Origin of the sequence: Amycolatopsis sp. DSM 110486 (assembly GCF_019468465.1) — a bacterium.
Taxonomy (GTDB): Bacteria; Actinomycetota; Actinomycetes; order Mycobacteriales; family Pseudonocardiaceae; genus Amycolatopsis.
In genome coordinates this window covers 9,359,317-9,376,790 of sequence record NZ_CP080519.1, presented here as the reverse complement: position 1 = coordinate 9,376,790, position 17,474 = coordinate 9,359,317, and the positions used below count along the sequence as shown (strand labels likewise).

Below are 17,474 nucleotides of genomic sequence, written 5' to 3'. Positions count from 1 at the left end.
GGCATCGCATGAGGAAAAACGCACGAGGGGGTTCCCTGCCGTGAACGGAAGCGGGCAGGGTCGCCCGCACCTGACGTGATCACGCTAGGGACGAGGCGCTGTGGATTCGCTGTGAGCGGGTAAAGCGCTGGTCAAGCCCGGTTGTCGGGGTTGCGGTAGATCGTCAGGGCGCTGGGGCGGGCGCGGAAGGTGAACTCGTTGCCGAGTGGCCCGACCTCGCCGTCGGTGGCGACGCGGCGGTTGCCGCCGAGCAGCTTCACGCGCAGCTCCGGCAGGTCCAGTTGCTGGTAGACGTGGCTGGCGTTGAGGCTGTTGGTCACCATCGCGAGCAGGAACCGGGCGCGGGAGTACGGCACGTCGGCGCGCAGGTAGCGCACGTCGAGCAGGCCGGTGTCGAGGGCCGGGCGGCGCGACGGCGCGAAGCCCTTGGGGGAGTAGGTGCCGTTGCCGACGAAGATCAGCCAGACGTCGGCGGGTTCGTCGTTGAGCAGGATGGGCAGGGGTTTCGCGCGGCGCAGCACGCGGGCGAGTGCCAGCGCGGCCGCAGGCCATTTCGGGTGCTTCTGCTGCAGCTTCTCGCGCAGCCGGACCATCTCGGGGTAGCCGCCGAGGCTCGCGGTGTTCACGAACCAGCGGTGCTCCGGCTCGCCCGCGCCGTGGACCTCGACCTCGCCGAGGTCGATGCCGACGGCGTTGCCGGCTTCGGTGGCCGCGTCGGCGTCGGGCATCGAGCGCACGCCGACGTCACGGGCGAAGTGGTTGAGCGTGCCCGCGGGGATGAGCGCGAGCGGCAGGCCGCGTTCGGCGGCCACGGACGCGACCGCGGCGACCGTGCCGTCACCACCGGCCACGCCCAGCGCGCGCACGGTGCCGCCGCGGGCGTCGATCTCGGCTGCGAGCTGGTCGCGCAGGTCCTGGCGCGGGTCGGGGTAGAGGAGCGTGGCCTTGGGCCAGGCGTAGCGCACGTCCTCGGTCGGGTCCTGGCCGTCGACGCCGGAGTGCGGGTTGACCAGGGCCAGCATGTCCTCGCCGTCGCGCATTTCCGGCGCTTCGGCCGTGTGCGCGGTGCGGGCGGGCACGTCGGGGTGCAGCGGCCACCAGTGCCTCGTCAGGGCGGCGACCCCGACGCCGATCACCAGGCCGGCGCCGACGTCGCTGGGCCAGTGGACGCCGGTGTGCACCCGCGAGTACGCCACCGCGCCCGCCAGCGGTGCGACGACGAGCCCGGCCTTCGGTGACTCCATCGCGACGGCCGTGGCGAACGCGGCGGCCGAGGCGGCGTGGCCGGACGGGAACGACGAGGACGTGGGCCGCTTGCGCAGCCGCCGGTGCTCGGGCACCTCGTCCTCGGCCGGGCGCCGCCGGGGGAACAGCGGCTTGCCGAGCAGGTTCGCCGCGGCGCTGGCCCCGGCGATGGCGACCATTCCGCGCAGCGCTCCCCGGCGCGTCGCACCCTTGCGGGCGGCCAGCGCGGCGGCCACGACCCACCACAGGCGCGACTTGTTGGCGGATTTGGAAAGCCAGCCGAGAACATCGTCGGCGCGGGTCCTCGGCAGGGCCGCACTGTGGCGGATCAGGGCCCGATCGGTGCGCCCGACCTTCCGGAACGGGCGGCTGAGCTGGTGCAACACCGTTGTTGACCTCTTCTCCGTCCGGCGTGGGTCGCGTTGCTCCGTCGCCGGATTCGCGCGATTTCTCACCCCACGCAACGTACCGACCGCGTGTCGCCGCCCGAACGGCGCACCGCTCAAGGGGGTGCAGCGCCTACTCTGGTGAGATGCAGCGGCGGATCTTTGGCATCGAGACCGAGTTCGGGGTCACGTGCACCTTCCACGGTCAGCGCAGGCTCTCGCCCGACGAGGTCGCGCGGTATCTCTTCCGGCGGGTCGTGTCCTGGGGACGCTCGTCGAACGTCTTCCTGTCCAACGGCTCCCGGCTCTACCTCGACGTGGGCTCGCACCCCGAGTACGCGACGGCCGAGTGCGACGACCTCACGCAACTGGTCACGCACGACAAGGCCGGTGAGCGGATCCTCGAGGACCTGCTGGTCGACGCCGAGCGCCGGCTGGCCGACGAGGGCATCGGCGGCGACATCTTCCTGTTCAAGAACAACACCGACTCCGCGGGCAATTCCTACGGCTGTCACGAGAACTACCTCGTGACGCGCGCCGGCGAGTTCTCCCGGATCGCCGACGTGCTGCTGCCCTTCCTCGTCACCCGCCAGCTCATCTGCGGCGCGGGCAAGGTCCTGCAGACCCCGCGCGGCGCTGTGTACTGCCTCTCTCAGCGCGCGGAGCACATCTGGGAGGGCGTCTCCAGCGCCACCACGCGCTCGCGTCCCATCATCAACACCCGCGACGAGCCCCACGCCGACGCCGAGCGCTACCGGCGCCTGCACGTGATCGTGGGCGACTCGAACATGGCCGAGCCCACCACGATGCTCAAGATCGGGTCGGCGAACCTGGTGCTCGAGATGATCGAGGCCGGCGTCCAGTTCCGCGACTTCACCCTCGACAACCCGATCCGGGCGATCCGCGAGATCAGCCACGACCTCACCGGCCGCCGCCAGGTCCGCCTCGCCGGCGGCCGCGAGGCCTCGGCGCTCGACATCCAGCGCGAGTACCACGCGCGCGCCGTGCAGCACCTCAAGGAAAACGGCTCCACCCCCGCCAACGAGCGCGTGGTCGAGCTGTGGGGCCGCGCGCTGGAGGCCGTCGAGCAGCAGGACTTCGCCAAGATCGACACCGAGATCGACTGGGCCATCAAGCACCGCCTCGTCGAGCGCTACCGCGCGAAGCACGACCTGGACCTCTCCAGCCCCCGCATCGCCCAGCTCGACCTCGCCTACCACGACATCCGCCGCGGCCGGGGCATCTTCGACCTGCTGCAGCGCAAGGGCCTGGTCAAGCGCGTCACCGACGACGGCGAGATCGAAGCCGCGAAGGACACCCCGCCCCAGACCACCCGCGCGAAGCTCCGCGGCGACTTCATCGCCGCCGCCCAGGCCGCCGGCCGCGACTTCACCGTCGACTGGGTCCACCTCAAGCTCAACGACCAGGCCCAGCGCACCGTGCTGTGCAAGGACCCGTTCCGCTCGGTGGACGAGCGAGTCGAACGCCTGATCAGCTCGCTGTAACCCGCCAGGACCGCAGCCGTCGAGGGTCGCCCCGCACCACGCGGGGCGACCCTCGGGCATTTCCGGTGCACTCGGCTCGGGCCTGAAGGGCGGTCGGCAGATCCGGCGTTCCCGACGAAAGTCGCCGTCCGGGTGCGGCAAGATCGGCCGCATGCGGGTCGTGCGTGCGTTGGTGGTTCTGCTGGGTGCGGTGCTGCCGCTGGTCGCCGGCGGGGTGGCGGGCGCGGCTGAGCGGCTGCCGTCGTGGCGGCTGACGCCGACCGGGGTCACGGCGCAGTTCCGGGGGCTTTCGGCCGTCAGCGGGCGCGTGGCGTGGGTCAGCGGCACGCAGGGGACCGTCTTGCGCACCACCGACGGCGGCCGTACCTGGAGCCCCGTCGGGCCGCCCGGCACGGAGACGCTGGAGTTCCGCGACATCGAGGCCTTCGACGCCGACCACGCCGTGGTGCTCTCCATCGGCCCAGGGGAGGACTCGCGCGTCTACCGCACCGACGACGCCGGCCGGCACTGGCGCCAGACGTTCGCCAACCCCGACCCGAAAGCGTTCTATGACTGCCTCGCCTTCTTCGACCCCTGGCGCGGTCTCGCGATGAGCGACCCCGTCGACGGGAAGTTCCGCATGCAGGCCACCGCGGACGGCGGCCGTACCTGGCGGCAGATCCCCGACAGCGCGTTCCCGCCTGCCCTGCCCGGCGAAGCGGGCTTCGCGGCGAGCGGCCAGTGCGTGGCCACCTCCGGGCCGTTCGACGCGTGGCTCGCGATGGGCGGCGGGGACCGCGCCCGCGTGCTGCACACCGGCGACGCCGGGCGCCACTGGACCGTCGCCGACACCCCCCTGCCCAGCAGCGCGTCCGCCGGCGTGTTCGCGCTCGCGTTCCGCACGCCGTGGCAAGGCGTCGCGATCGGCGGGGACTTCGCGAACCCCACGGCGCCCGGCCCGGCCGTCGCGCTCAGCGCCGACCGCGGCCGTACGTGGCGCACGCCGGCGCACTACCCCGCGGGCTACCGCTCCGGGCTCGCGTGGCTCGGCGGCTCCGTCATCGCCGTCGGCCCGAGCGGTAGCGACCTCAGCCCCGACGGCGGCCGCCACTGGACGCGGTTCGACAGCGGCAGCTTCGACACCGTCGACTGCGTGCCCGCGGGCAGCTGCTGGGCGAGTGGCACCGGCGGCCGCGTCGCCCTTCTGCAGCGTTAAAGGACCTGCCCGGTCGGGCGGACCATGATCTCGTTGACGTCCACCGTCGGCGGCTGCTCCAGGGCGTAGAGCACCGCGCGGGCGACGTCGTCGGCCTCGAGCTTCGGCTTGCGCCGCTGCTCGTCGGTCAGGATGTCGGTGTCGGTGATGCCGGGCTGCACCAGCGTCACCCGCACGCCGGTGCCCACGGCCTCCTTCCGGATCCCCGCCGCCAGCCCGCTCACCGCCCACTTCGTCGCCGAGTACAGGCTCCCCTTGCGCGGGTAACGGCCGGCGACCGAACCGGTCAGCACGAGATGACCGCTCGTGGCCGCCAACGCCGGCAGCACGGCACGGGCCGTGAGCGCGGGACCGTAGACGTTCGTCAGCACCAGTTCCCGCCACTGTTCGGGTTCCGCGCCGCCGTCGCCGAAGAACGACACGCCCATGCCGATCCCGGCATTCGCGAAAGCCGCGTCCAGCCGCCCGAACCGCGCCAGCGTCGCCTCGACCGCGCCCGACACACCCCGCCAGTCGGTGACGTCGGCGGCCAGCGCCAGCGCGTTTTCCTCGCCGAACTCGGCGACGAGCGGGGCCACGGCCTCGGCTTTCCGGGCCACGAGCGCCACCCGGAACCCCGCCGCCACGGCGCGCCTGGCCGTCGCCGCCCCGATCCCTCGCGACGCTCCGGTCACCAGCAGTACACGTTCAGCCATGGTTCCAGGCTAGGGCCGCGACGCGTTCGGGGAACCTCACGATCGGGGAGGACGAGGAGAGCTAGGGTTGTAGGGGTGTCCACCGCACGCGCCGAACGGCTGGTCAACCTCGTGCTCGCCCTGCTGTCCACCCGGCAGTACCTCACCGCCGAGCGGATTCGCGGAATCGTGCCCGGGTACGCCGACGCGGCCAGCGACGAGGCCTTCTTCCGCACGTTCGAACGCGACAAAACGGAGCTGCGGGAGCTCGGCATCCCGCTGGAGACCGGCCGCAACTCCGCCTTCGACCCCGTCGAGGGCTACCGCATCGCCCGCCGCGACTACGAGCTCGGCGAGATCGATCTTGCCCCCGACGAAGCGGCCGCCGTCGGCCTCGCCGTGCGCCTGTGGGACTCGCCCGAGCTGACCGGGCAGGCCCAGGGCGCGCTCGTGAAGCTGCGCGCCGCCGGCGTCGAGGTCGACGACCAGGCCCCCACTGTGATCGAGCCCCGCGTGCGCGCCGAGCCGGCGTTCGGGCCGCTGCTCGCCGCTGTGCAGAGCGGCCAGGCCGTGCGGTTCGAGTACCGCCGCGTCGGCTCCCCGGAACGCCGCATGCGTGAGCTCGAACCGTGGGGAGTCGTGTCCTGGCGCGCCCGCTGGTATGTCGTCGGGCACGACCGCGACCGCGGCGCGACCCGCTGCTTCCGGCTTTCCCGCGTCACCGGCAAAGTGACCCCGATCGGCGAACCCGGCGCGGTGACGCGGCCCGAGGGCGTGAACCTGCTGCAGCTCGTGTCCGTCACCGGCGGCGGCGAGGAATCCAGCCCCGTCACCACCGCCCGCCTCTGGGTCGCGGACGGGCGGGCCGCCGGCGTGCGCCGCCGCGGCGAGGTCGTCGGCCGCGACACGATCGACGGCGAAGAGGGCGACCTCATCGAGATCGGCCTGTTCTTCCCCGAGTCGGCCGCCGACTGGATCGCCGCCCAGGGACCCGACGTGCTCGTGCTCGAACCCGACGTGCTCGCCAAATCCGTGCAGCACCGCCTCGAAGCCGTCCTCGCCCGCGCCGAGCAGGGGAGCAGCCGATGAGCGGCTCCACCGAACGCATGCCGCGCCTGCTCGCGCTCGTGCCCTACCTGCTCGCGCGCCCCGGCGTGCGCGTCGACGAGGCCGCCCACGACTTCGACGTCACGCCGCGCCAGCTGCGCAAGGACCTCGAACTGCTGTGGATGTGCGGCCTGCCCGGCTACGGCCCAGGCGACCTGATCGACCTGTCCTTCGAAGGCGACACCATCGTCGTCACCCACGACGCCGGCATGAGCCGCCCCCTGCGCCTCACCGGCGGCGAGGCCACCGCCCTCCTCGTGGCCCTGCGCGCGCTCGCCGACACCCCAGGCGTGGTCGACGGCGACGCCGTGCGCCGCTCGATCGCCAAGATCGAGGACGCCGCGGGCCAGGCCCAGCCGGCCGGTGTCGTGGTCGGCGGCGGCGTGCGCGAGGGCAAACGCGCCGCGAAGACCCGCGAGGAGGTCGCGGCCGCGCTGCAGGCCGGGCGCGCCCTGCGGATGCGCTACTACACCGCGTCCAAGGACCAGATCACCGAACGCACCGTGGACCCGATGCGGCTGCTCATCGTGCAGGCCGTCGGCTACCTCGAAGCCTGGTGCCGCCGCGTCGAGGACGTCCGGCTGTTCCGGCTCGACCGCATCGACGAGCTGACCGTGCTCGACGAACCCGCCGCGCCCCCGGCCCACGCGCGCCCGACCGACCTGTCCGACGGCGTGTTCTCCGCCCGGCCCGACCAGTGCGAGGCCGAGCTCGTGCTCGACCCCGACGCGCGCTGGGTCGCGGAGTACTACCCGTGTGAAGAACTCGCCGAACTCGACGGTGGGCGGCTGCGCATCCGGATGCGCTATGCGGACGAGTCCTGGATGGTCCGTTTGGTCCTCGGACTCGCCGGAGACGCGCAGGTGGAGAGCCCGGTCACACTGGCTGACGCGGTTCGACGACGAGCGGCCGACGCGGTGGCCCGATCCCGTCACCTACCGTCAACCTACGGCCGTTAAGGTAACCCACGTGTCGTACTGGCCCACTTACGTAGTGCTCGCGGCGGGCGTGCTCGTCCTGATTGTCCTGGCAGTACGGACGATCAGAGTCTTGCGCCAGTTCCGCCGGACCCTGAGCATGGTGGCTACGAACACCCAGGACCGGACCGGACTCCTCCGCGCCCGGTCCGCAGCACTTCGCGTGGCCGTGGCTCAGCGCCGCGACGCACCGGAAACCAGTAACATCGGCAACGACTAAAGAAACAAGGAGGCCACCGCCATGAACGCGCTGCAGCCGTGGCACATCATCATTCTGGTGCTCGTCGTGGTTCTGCTGTTCGGGGCCAAGAGGCTTCCGGACGCCGCCCGCTCCATCGGCAAGTCCATGAAGATCTTCAAGGCCGAGACCAAGGACCTCACGGGCGAGCAGAAGGACGAGGCCGAGCAGGTCGAGACCCGCCAGCTCCCGCAGGCTACCGCCCCGGCCCAGGACCAGCAGGTCGCCGACCTCCAGCGCCAGCTCGACGAGCTGAAGAAGCAGCAGGCGGCCGAGCAGCCGCAAAAGAACGCCAGCTGAGGCCCGACCACCCCACCCGGTCCCCGGTCCGCGGAGCGCGCTGAACACCCAGCGCGCTCCGGCGGGCTACGACGAGAACGGAACGACCAGTGGCGGAAGCCGCCAACGGCACAGGCGCGCGCCCCAGCAATCGGCGCAGGCGCAGCCGCCGGAGAAACCCCGACGGCACGATGACACTCATCGAGCACGTCTACGAGTTCCGGCGCCGGCTCGGGTTCGCCCTGCTGTTCATCGTCATCGGCGGCATCTTCGGCTGGATCTGGTTCGAACAGCACCTCGGCCCGATCCCGTCGCTCGGCCAGATCATGAACGGGCCGTACTGCGCCATCCCGGCCTCGCAGCGGCTGGGTGGTGACCAGACCGGCTGCCGGCTGCTGGCCACACAGCCGTTCGAGATCTTCATGGTCCGCCTGAAGGTCGGCGTCGCCGCGGGCGCTGTGCTCCTCTCGCCGTTCTGGTTGTACCAGTTCTGGGCCTTCATCGCCCCCGGGCTGTACTCGAAGGAGCGCAAGTACGCGCTCACCTTCGTAGGCTTCGCATCGTTGCTGTTCGCCGCCGGTGCCGTGCTGGCCTACTTCCTCGTGCCGCACGCGCTGGCCTTGCTCGCCGGCTTCGGCCAGGACCAGTTCGTCACCGCGCTGACGGCCGACAAGTACATCTCGTTCATCCTGTCGCTGCTGATCATCTTCGGCGTCAGCTTCGAGCTCCCGCTCATCGTGGTGATGCTCAACCTCGTCGGCGTCGTCAAGTACCAGCAGCTTAAGCGCTGGCGCCGCGGCATCCTGTTCGCGCTGTTCGTGTTCGCCGCGTTCGCGACGCCGGGCTCCGACCCGTTCTCCATGCTCGGTCTCGCCGCCGCGCTCACCGTGCTGTTCGAGATCGCCATCCAGATCACGCGTTTCAACGACCGCAAGCGCGACAAGATCCGCGAAGACGAGGGCTGGGACAAGCTCGACGACGACGAAGCCGCGCCGTTCGACTACACGCCGAGCACCGTCGAGGAAGACGAGCCCGTAACCTCGCCGCGCAGCCAGTCGACCGACGACATCACGTAACCACCACCGCATGGGGCTCACCGCGGCACTCGCCGTCCACCCGGCCTCCGGCCACGGCGCCGCGGCCCGGATCGCGGACGCCGTGGCCGCCCGGCTGCGCCCCGCCGTCGAACGGCTCGACGTCCTCACCGCCACCAGCGTCGAGGAATCACGAGCCCTCATGCGATCCGCGCACGCCGAAGGCCTCGACGTGCTCATCGTCCTCGGCGGTGACGGCGCCGCACATCAAGGCGTGCAGTTCTGCGCCGACCACGACGTCGCCCTCGGCCTCGTGCCGTCAGGCACCGGCAACGACTTCGCCCGCGCCCTCGGTACCCCACCCGACGCCCTCACGGCTGCCGGCAAGCTCGCCGAAGCCCTGCGCGCCGGCACCCGCCGCACCCTCGACCTCGGCCGCCTCGGCGGCGCGGAAGGCAGTGCGGAAGGCGGCGGCGACGGGGAGCACGGCGCCTGGTTCGCCACCGTCCTGTGCTCCGGCTTCGACGCCGCCGTCAACGCCCGCGCCAACAGCCTCCGCTGGCCTTCCGGACCCCGCCGCTACGACGTCGCCATCCTCGCCGAGCTCGCCGCCTTCCGCCCCAGCCCCGTCACCCTCCACACCGACGAAGGCACCCTCGAGCTCGACGCCACCCTGGTCGCCGTCGGCAACACCCCCTACTACGGCGGCGGCGTCCCCATCTGCCCCCAGGCCACGCCGGACGACGGGCTTTTCGACGTCACCGTGATCGGCGCCGCCGGCCGCCTGCAGCTGCTGCGCCTGTTGCCCGGCCTGCGCACCGGCGCCCACCTCGACCACCCCGCCGTCCGCACCCTGCGCACCCGGACACTGAGCATCGAAACCGGCAGCAACACCGGAACCGGCCCCGGCTGGCCCGCCTACGCCGACGGTGAATCCCAGGGCACCACCCCCGTCACCGCCACCTGCGTGCCCGGCGCGCTCACCGTCGTCGCCCCGTAACCGCACGGCCACACACCGGTCGGCACTCCGCGTGCGGACTGTCGGTGCCGTGTGGAACCCTGACGGGGTGGCCACTAGCCCTTCACCTTCCCCGGCCGAGGCCTATGCGGTCTCACGCCGCCGCGCCAAGTACCCCCAGCTGACGCGTTTCGCCGGCGAGGTGTCGTTCGAGTTCGACGACTTCCAGGTCCGCGGCTGCGAGGCTCTCGAAGACGGCCACGGCGTGCTCGTGTGCGCGCCCACCGGCGCCGGCAAGACCGTGGTCGGCGAGTTCGCCGTGCACCTGGCGCTCGCCGAAGGCCGCAAATGCTTCTACACCACGCCCATCAAGGCGCTGTCCAACCAGAAGTACGCCGACCTCGTCGCCCGCTACGGCAACGACGCCGTCGGCCTGCTCACCGGCGACACCTCCATCAACGGCAACGCACAGGTGGTCGTGATGACCACCGAGGTGCTGCGCAACATGCTCTACGCCGGCAGCTCCGCGATCCCCGAGCTCGGCTACGTCGTGATGGACGAGGTCCACTACCTCGCCGACCGCTTCCGCGGCGCCGTGTGGGAGGAAGTGATCCTCCACCTGCCCGAACACGTCCGCGTCGTCGGGCTCTCGGCCACCGTGAGCAACGCCGAGGAGTTCGGCGAATGGCTCGTCGAGGTCCGCGGCGACACCACCGTCGTCGTCGACGAGCACCGGCCCGTGCCGCTGTGGCAGCACATGCTCATCGGCAACCGCCTGATGGACCTGTTCGCCGGCCAGGACGAAGGCGACCCGAACGCCGAGCTGAGCATCAACCCCGGCCTGCTGCGCCGCGCCGAAGAGCTCGGCCGCTTCGCCCCCGCCTCGATGCGCGGCAACCGCGGTGGCCGCCGCGGCGCGCCCCGCCCGCAACGGTTCCGCCCGCCTTCGCGCGTCGACGTCGTGGAGCGCCTCGACACGGCCGGGCTGCTGCCCGCGATCGTGTTCATCTTCTCCCGCGCCGGCTGCGACGCCGCCGTCGCGCAGTGCGTGCGCTCCGGGCTGCGGCTCAACGGGCCCGAGCAGGTCGAGGAAATCCGCCGCATCGTCGCCGAGCGCACCGCCGACCTGCCCGAGGGCGACCTGAGCGTCCTCGGTTTCTGGGAGTGGCGCGAAGCGCTGGAACGCGGCTTCGCCGGCCACCACGCGGGCCTGCTGCCCGCGTTCAAGGAGACCGTCGAGGAACTGTTCCTGCGCGGCCTGGTCAAGGCCGTGTTCGCCACCGAGACCCTCGCGCTGGGCATCAACATGCCCGCCCGCACCGTGGTGCTCGAACGCCTGGTCAAGTACAACGGCGAAGCCCACGTCGACCTCACCCCGGGCGAGTACACGCAGCTGACCGGCCGCGCCGGGCGCCGCGGCATCGACGTCGAAGGCCACGCCGTCGTCGCGTGGCAGCCCGGCGTCGACCCGAAGCAGGTCGCCGGCCTCGCCTCCACCCGTACGTATCCGCTGCGCTCGTCGTTCCGGCCCGGCTACAACATGGCCGTGAACCTCGTCGCCCAGGTCGGCGCCGACTCCGCACGCGAGCTGCTGGAACAGTCGTTCGCCCAGTTCCAGGCCGACCGGTCCGTGGTCGGCACCTCCCGGCGCATCGACCGCAACAAGGAAGCCCTCGTCGGCTACGCCCGCGCGGTCACCGGCGAGTTCGACGAGATGCTCGAATACGTCGAGCTGCGCGCCAAGATCTCCGCCCGCGAGAAGACCCTCTCCCGGCAGAACACCGCCACCCGCCGCGCCGGCACCGCGGAATCGCTGGAGAAGCTGCGCAAGGGCGACGTCATCGCCGTGCCCGCCGGGCGCCGCGCCGGTCTGGCCGTGGTCGTCGACCCGGGCCTGGATCCGATCCGCGAGCCGCGGCCCGTGGTCGTCACCGAGGACCGCTGGTCCGGCCCACTGTCGGTCGCCGACTTCCCGTCCCCGGTCGAGCCGCTCGGCCACATCCGCCTGCCCAAGCACATCGAGCTGCGCTCACCCAAGACCCGCCGTGACATCGCCTCGGCCCTGCGTGACTCCGGCATCTCCCTGCCCGGGCGCCAGCGGCGCCGCACGAGCCAGGGCGACGACGCGGAGCTCAACACCCTGCAGCGCGCCCTGCGCGCCCACCCCTGCCACGGTCTGGCCGAACGTGAGGCCAACCTGCGCTGGGTCGAGCGCTACCAGCGCCTGCAGGCCGAGACCGAGCAGCTCGAACGCAAGGTCGCCGCCACCACCCACTCGCTGGCCCGCGCGTTCGACCGGATCCTCGCGCTGCTCGGCGAACGCGGCTACCTCGGCCCCGGCACCGGCGAGGACCGCGTCACCGAACACGGCCACCGCCTCGCCCGTCTCTACAGCGAGTCCGACCTGCTGGCCGCCGAGTGCATCCGCCACGGCGTGTGGGAAGGCCTCGGCGCGGCCGAGCTCGCCGCCGTCGTGTCCACGCTCGTGTTCGAGGCCCGCCGCGACACGGCGGGGGAGCCGCGCCTGCCCGGTGGCTCCGTGCCCAAGGCCTGGGAAGAGACCACCAAGCTGTGGGTCGACCTCACCGAGGACGAACGCCGCCACCACCTCGACCGCACCCGCGAACCCGACGCCGGCTTCGCGTGGCCGGTCTACCGGTGGGCCCGCGGCGAATCGCTCGAGAAGGTCCTCACCGCCGCCGAGACCAACGGCCAGGAACTGTCCGCCGGCGACTTCGTCCGCTGGTCACGCCAGGTGATCGACCTGCTCGACCAGATCCGCGACGTCCTCGGCAAAGCCGACCCGGTCGGTGCCGCCGCCGCGGAAGCCGTGCGTGCCCTGCGCCGCGGCGTCGTCGCGGCCGGCGCGGCGTGACTGTTTTGCCTGAAGCGCGCGCCTCGGCCGCAGGGCGTTCGCGGGCAGGTCGAGGTCACCGCTCGGACAGGGTGCGCGTGGGCGCGTGTGCTCGGCCCCGACCTGTGGTTGGATCGCGCTCGACACCGTGGGCAGCGACCCCTCCCGAGGAGGTCACTGCCGCAGGCAATCAAGGCGGAGGCGAACGATGAGCACGCCGTATGGCGGCAACGACCCGCAGCAGCAGCCCCAGTACGGGCAGCAGCCGCAATACGGGCAACAGCCGGGCGGCGCCTACCCGCCGAGCGGGCCGCAGGAGCAGCAACAGCAGCCCTACAACCCGCAGCAGTACAGCCAGCAGCCCCAGCAGCCCTACGACTCGCAGCCGACGCAGTGGGTCCAGCCGCAGCAGCAGCCCCAGTACGGCCAGCAGCCCGGCGGCTACCCGCAGCAGCAGCCCCCGCAGTCGCCCCAGCAACCGCAGTGGGGCCAGCAGCCGCCCCCGCAGCAGTACGGCCAGCCTTACGACCCGAACCGGCAGCAGCCGCCCCAGCAGTACGGGCAGCAGCCCGGCGGCGGGTACCCGCAGAGCGGCCCGCAGCAGCAGCCGCTGTACGGCCAGCCGCAGACCGGTCCTCAGGCTCAGCAGCCCTATGGCCAGCCCGCGGGCAACCAGTACGACTACGGCCAGGCGACCGCTCTCACACAGACCGTCGGCGACGCCGGTGACGAACCGAAGTCGAAGCGCGGCCTGTTCATCGGCATCGGGGCGCTCATCGTCGTGGTGGCCGTGGTCGCGATCCTCGGGTTCGTCGCCCCCGGCTTCTTCAAGACCGAGGTCTTCAACAACACCCAGATGCAGACCGACGTCGCGAAGCTGCTCACCGACACCTACAAGATCGAAGGCGTCACCGGCGTCACCTGCCCGGCCGAGCAGAAGGTCGAGGACGGTGCCAAGTTCGACTGCACCGCGACCATCAACGGCAAGCCGCAGCAGGTGCCGATCACTGTCAAGGGCAGCGACGGCAACTACGAGGTTTCGCCGCCCGCCGCCCAATGATCACCGCAGTGATCCACCCTGAAAAGTGAAGCCGGGTAAATCGGTGGCCCGCACCCCGCGGGCCACAGGATGATCGCGGCATGAGCGACCACACCGTACGACTCCTGTCCTCCGCCGACGAGCAGCGCGCGGCCTGGAACCTGTTCCGGGCCGCGCTGCACGTCAAGGCCGGCAGCGACGAGGAGTGGGAGCGGATCGGCAAGGCTCTGCAGGAGTCGCGCGTGTTCGCCGCGTTCGACCCGGAGCTGATCGGCACCGTGCGCGCCGCCGACCACGAGGTCGTCCTCCCCGGCGGCGCGCGCGTGCCGCTCGCGGCCGTGACCGGCGTCGGCGTGCGCGCCGGCCGCACCCGCCGCGGCGTGCTCAGCGCCCTGCAAGCCGCGCAGCTGCAGGACTTCGCCGAACGCGACGTGGTGCTGGCGTCCCTGCACGCCACCGAAGGCGCGATCTACGGCCGGTACGGCTACGGCGTCGCCACCCTCAGCCGCAACCTCGTCGTCGACCGCCGCCACGCGCGGCTGCGCCCGGAAGCGCCGGCCGGCGGCGAGGTCAGCGTGTTCGGCCTCGAGCAGGCCCTGCTGCACTGGCCCGACCTCTACGCCGCCACCGGCACCGCCCGGCCCGGCATGATCACGCGGCCCGCGCACTACTGGCCCATGAACGAGAACCAGGCCCGCCGCTCGGACAGCCCCGTCGACACCGCGGTGCACCGCGGCCCGGACGGCGTCGACGGCTACCTCGTCTACCACGTCGAACGCGGCGACGGTGACCGGCAGAAACTCACGGTCTTCGAGTTCCACTACACCAACCCCGCCGCGTTCTCCGGCCTGTGGCGATTCCTGCTGTCGGTGGACCTCGTCGACGACATCTCCGTGATCGCCCGCCCCGTCGACGAACCCGTCGAACTGCTCTTCACCGACCCGCGCGCGGTCAAGGTCAAGGCCGTCGAAGACGAAACGTGGCTGCGCGTGATCGACGCGCCCGCCGCACTCGCCGCCCGCACCTACGGCGAGGCCGAAGCGGTCGTCCTCGAAGTGGCCGACCCGCTGCTGCCCGCCAACGACGGCCGCTACCGCATCAGCCCCGACGGCGCCGAACGCACCGACGCCGCCCCCGCCCTGCGCCTCGACGTCACTTCGCTCGCGATGCTCTACTTCGGAGCGTGGCGCGCCTCGGCCCTGGCCGACACCGGCCGCATCGAAGTCCTCGACGACACCGCGGTGTCGCACGTGGACACCTTGTTCGGCACGCGCCGCGCGTCGTGGTGCGGTACTTTCTTCTGACCTTGACCAAGGGCCCTGAACCGGGCATCGGGGGACAGGAGCGGGAATGCGCGCCGTGCTGGTGCTGGGTCTGTGCGGACTCGGAATGCTGCTCGCCACCGGCTGTTCGACCAAAGCCGACCCGGCGGCGCCCGTCAAGACCGTCACGGTCACGCCGTCCGCCACCACGCCTTCAGAGACGTCGGCGGGAAGTTCGGGCGCGACGCCGGCGTCGGCCACCGGGCCCGGGCGCGTGTTCGACGCGAAAGCCATGGACGCCGCCGTCGCCAAGATCCTCGCCGACACCTACCAGCTCGACGGTGTCGGCGAGGTCAGCTGCCCCGACCGCCAGGCCGTGACCGACGGCTCCACGTTCCAGTGCGTGGTCGACATCGCGGGCGAGGAGAAACACGTGCCCATCACGGTCACCGGCACCGCGGGCGACTACCGCGTCGACGCCCCGAAGTAGCCGGGCGAAGGAAAACGCGTGGCACCCACGCCGCGGGCTTGGTTGGATCGCGGCATGACCGACTTCGTGGTACGCCCGATCACCGACGACGAGCGCCGGCCCACCTTCGACCTGCTCGGGCAAGCACTGCACAGCCCCCTGGTCTCGGACGAGACGTGGGCGCAGATCGGCGATTCCTGGGCCGCGCCCGGCAAGTTCGCCGCGTTCGCCGACGACCGTCCGATCGGGATCACCAGCGGTTTCGCCACCACGATCGCCGTCCCCGGCGGCGCGCTCCTGCCCGCGACGGCGGTCGACGGTGTCGGCGTGCGCGCCGACTGGACGCGCCGCGGCGTCGTCACCGCGTTGATGAGCGCGCAGCTGAACGACCTCGCCGAACGCGGCACCACGCTGGCGTGCCTGCACGCCAGCGAAGCCGTGATCTACGGCCGCTTCGGCTACGGCATCGCCACCTTCGGCGCCACCGTCCGCGTCGACCACCCCGCGCGGCTGCGTGAGGGCGCCGAAGCCGGCGGCGCCGTCCGGCTGCTCGACACCGACGAGGCCCGCGCGCAGCTTCCCGCGCTGTACCAACAGATCGGGCTGCACCGGCCGGGCATGATCGCGCGCCCCGACGTCTGGTGGCCCGTCGCGCTCAACCGCCGCCTCAGCCGTGAGGGCGGGTATCGCGTGGCTGTCCACACCGGACCGAACGGTGAGGACGACGCGTTCGCGATGTTCACGAGCGTGGACCAGTCCACCGTCGCCGAACCCGAACGCGGCCCTCTGCTGGAGGTCCGCGACCTGCACGGCACGAACCCGGAGGCGATCGCCGCGCTGTGGCGGTTCCTGCTCTCGATCGACCTCATCGCCACCGTGAGCTCCCGCTTCCGCCCGCTCGACGAACCCCTCTCCGTGCTGCTCACCGACCCGCGCCGCGCCCGCACCACCGAGGTGGAAGACGACCTGTGGCTGCGGCTGGTCGACGTCGCCGGCGCGCTCGCCGCTCGCACCTACGGGCAGGGCGAACCCGTCGTGTTCGAAGTGGACGATCGGCTGCTGCCGGCCAACCGCGGCCGCTACCGCGTCGGCCCCGACGGCGCCGAACGCACCGACGCCGATGCGGACCTGCTCCTCGACGCCGACAGCCTCGCCATGCTCTACCTCGGCGAGTGGCGCGCCTCGACGCTCGCGCAAGCCGGCCGGATCACCGCGGTCGACCCGGCGGCGCTCGGTCGTGCCGACACCCTGTTCGCCACCGACACACGGCCGTGGTGCGGCACGTACTTCTGAGCCGCGCTCACGCCTTCGGCAGCGCCGCCAGGAGCCGTTCGACCGAGCGACCCAGGTTCCACCGCTCGGCCAGCTCCGCGACCCGGTCCGGGTCCGCGGGGCTCGTCGGCACGGCGTCCGGCCCGGACTGCACCACCGGCGCGTCGACGGCGACCCGCACCACGGTGGGGGCCACGGCGAGGTAGTCGGCCGCGTCCTTGAGCCGCAGCCGGGTCTTCAGCGGCAGCCGCGAGTCCCCCGACTGCGAGGCCGAGATCAGCTCCTCCAGCGACCCGAACTGCGTGATGAGTTTCGCCGCGGTCTTCTCACCGATACCGGCGACGCCGGGCAGCCCGTCGGACGGGTCACCTCGCAACGCGGACATGTCGGCGTAGGCGGGACCCGCGTGGCCGGCCGGCACGCCGTAGCGCTCGGCGATCTCGGCCTGCCCCAGCACCTCGGCCTTCGCCCAGCCCTTGCCCACGTACACGACCGAGGTCGGCGTCGGCGTCGCGCGCACGAGCTGGAACAGGTCGCGGTCGCCGGTGATGACCTCGACGGGCGCGTCCTGCTCGTGGGTGGCCAGGGCGCCGATCACGTCGTCGGCCTCGTAGCCCGCCGCCTCGGCCGTGGCGAACCCGAACGCGGCCAGCACGTCGAGGATCACCGGCACCTGCGGTGTGAGCGTGTCGGGCACCTCCTCCACGTCGGCCTCGCCCTCGCCGTGCCCCGGCACGGCGACCCGGTGCGCCTTGTAGCTGGGCAGCAGGTCGGTGCGGAACTTCGGCCGCCAGTCCGCGTCGAGGCACGCCACCAGCCGCGACGGGCGCCGGTCGGTGAGGATGCGCGCCAGCGTGTCGGTGAACCCGCGCACGGCGTTGACCGGCGTCCCGTCGGGCGCGGTCATCGAGTCGGGCAGCGCGTAGTACGAGCGGAAGTACAGGCTCGCGGAGTCGAGGAGGGCGAGTGGTCCGGTCACG

16 protein-coding genes are annotated in these 17,474 nt (G+C 72.1%); 13 read left to right on the top strand and 3 right to left on the bottom strand.

From position 1 onward, the window contains the following. Positions 1-131: 131 nt before the first annotated feature. Complete coding sequence (locus K1T34_RS45285) at positions 132-1,631, bottom strand: bifunctional phosphatase PAP2/diacylglycerol kinase family protein (RefSeq protein WP_220240775.1); 1,500 nt, start codon at positions 1,629-1,631, stop codon at positions 132-134. A 146-nt stretch (positions 1,632-1,777) separates the two neighbouring features. Between K1T34_RS45285 and pafA the strand changes: the two genes are divergently transcribed. Both pafA and K1T34_RS45275 read left to right on the top strand, forming a co-directional pair. Then, positions 1,778-3,136 (top strand): Pup--protein ligase, encoded by a 1,359-nt coding sequence (gene pafA / locus K1T34_RS45280; protein ID WP_220240774.1) that lies wholly within the window; start codon positions 1,778-1,780, stop codon positions 3,134-3,136. A 151-nt stretch (positions 3,137-3,287) separates the two neighbouring features. Further along, positions 3,288-4,331: a WD40/YVTN/BNR-like repeat-containing protein gene (locus K1T34_RS45275; protein ID WP_370643545.1), complete on the top strand. Its 1,044-nt coding sequence runs from the start codon at positions 3,288-3,290 to the stop codon at positions 4,329-4,331. On the opposite strand, the gene K1T34_RS45270 is transcribed toward K1T34_RS45275, so the two are convergent. Then, a complete protein-coding gene (locus K1T34_RS45270; RefSeq protein ID WP_220240773.1) occupies positions 4,328-5,026 on the bottom strand; it encodes an SDR family oxidoreductase in 699 nt (232 codons plus the stop codon). The genes K1T34_RS45275 and K1T34_RS45270 overlap by 4 nt on opposite strands. 75 nt (positions 5,027-5,101) lie before the next feature. Between K1T34_RS45270 and K1T34_RS45265 the strand changes: the two genes are divergently transcribed. The 11 genes from K1T34_RS45265 (at position 5,102) to K1T34_RS45215 (ending at position 16,515) form a co-directional block, all read left to right on the top strand. Next, positions 5,102-6,094 carry a YafY family protein gene (locus K1T34_RS45265; RefSeq protein WP_220240772.1) on the top strand — a complete coding sequence of 331 codons (993 nt, stop codon included), beginning with the start codon at positions 5,102-5,104 and terminating at the stop codon, positions 6,092-6,094. Further along, on the top strand, positions 6,091-7,071 hold the full coding sequence (locus tag K1T34_RS45260; RefSeq protein WP_220240771.1) for a YafY family protein: 981 nt from the start codon (positions 6,091-6,093) through the stop codon (positions 7,069-7,071). Before K1T34_RS45265 ends, K1T34_RS45260 begins: the two co-directional genes overlap by 4 nt. 10 nt (positions 7,072-7,081) lie before the next feature. Next, positions 7,082-7,309: a bacteriophage holin gene (locus tag K1T34_RS45255; RefSeq protein ID WP_220240770.1), complete on the top strand. Its 228-nt coding sequence runs from the start codon at positions 7,082-7,084 to the stop codon at positions 7,307-7,309. Positions 7,310-7,330: 21 nt separating this feature from the next. Further along, positions 7,331-7,627, top strand: coding sequence for a Sec-independent protein translocase subunit TatA (gene tatA, locus K1T34_RS45250; RefSeq protein ID WP_220240769.1), 297 nt, complete (start codon positions 7,331-7,333; stop codon positions 7,625-7,627). An 89-nt stretch (positions 7,628-7,716) separates the two neighbouring features. Beyond that, positions 7,717-8,682: a twin-arginine translocase subunit TatC gene (gene tatC, locus K1T34_RS45245; protein ID WP_220240768.1), complete on the top strand. Its 966-nt coding sequence runs from the start codon at positions 7,717-7,719 to the stop codon at positions 8,680-8,682. 10 nt (positions 8,683-8,692) lie between these two features. Next, complete coding sequence (locus K1T34_RS45240; protein ID WP_220240767.1) at positions 8,693-9,640, top strand: diacylglycerol kinase family protein; 948 nt, start codon at positions 8,693-8,695, stop codon at positions 9,638-9,640. Positions 9,641-9,707: 67 nt separating this feature from the next. After that, on the top strand, positions 9,708-12,473 hold the full coding sequence (locus K1T34_RS45235) for an RNA helicase (RefSeq protein WP_220240766.1): 2,766 nt from the start codon (positions 9,708-9,710) through the stop codon (positions 12,471-12,473). Between the two features lie 187 nt (positions 12,474-12,660). After that, positions 12,661-13,512: a DUF4333 domain-containing protein gene (locus K1T34_RS45230; RefSeq protein ID WP_220240765.1), complete on the top strand. Its 852-nt coding sequence runs from the start codon at positions 12,661-12,663 to the stop codon at positions 13,510-13,512. An 80-nt stretch (positions 13,513-13,592) separates the two neighbouring features. Next, positions 13,593-14,795 (top strand): GNAT family N-acetyltransferase, encoded by a 1,203-nt coding sequence (locus K1T34_RS45225; protein ID WP_220240764.1) that lies wholly within the window; start codon positions 13,593-13,595, stop codon positions 14,793-14,795. Between the two features lie 46 nt (positions 14,796-14,841). Then, positions 14,842-15,243, top strand: a complete 402-nt coding sequence (locus K1T34_RS45220) for a DUF4333 domain-containing protein (RefSeq protein WP_220240763.1) — start codon at positions 14,842-14,844, stop codon at positions 15,241-15,243. Positions 15,244-15,297: 54 nt separating this feature from the next. Continuing rightward, positions 15,298-16,515, top strand: a complete 1,218-nt coding sequence (locus K1T34_RS45215; RefSeq protein WP_220240762.1) for a GNAT family N-acetyltransferase — start codon at positions 15,298-15,300, stop codon at positions 16,513-16,515. Positions 16,516-16,522: 7 nt separating this feature from the next. Here K1T34_RS45215 and K1T34_RS45210 read toward each other — a convergent pair whose 3' ends face one another. Then, entirely contained in the window at positions 16,523-17,473 is a 951-nt protein-coding gene (locus K1T34_RS45210; RefSeq protein ID WP_220240761.1) for a 5'-3' exonuclease, read from the bottom strand. Position 17,474: the final 1 nt, after the last annotated feature.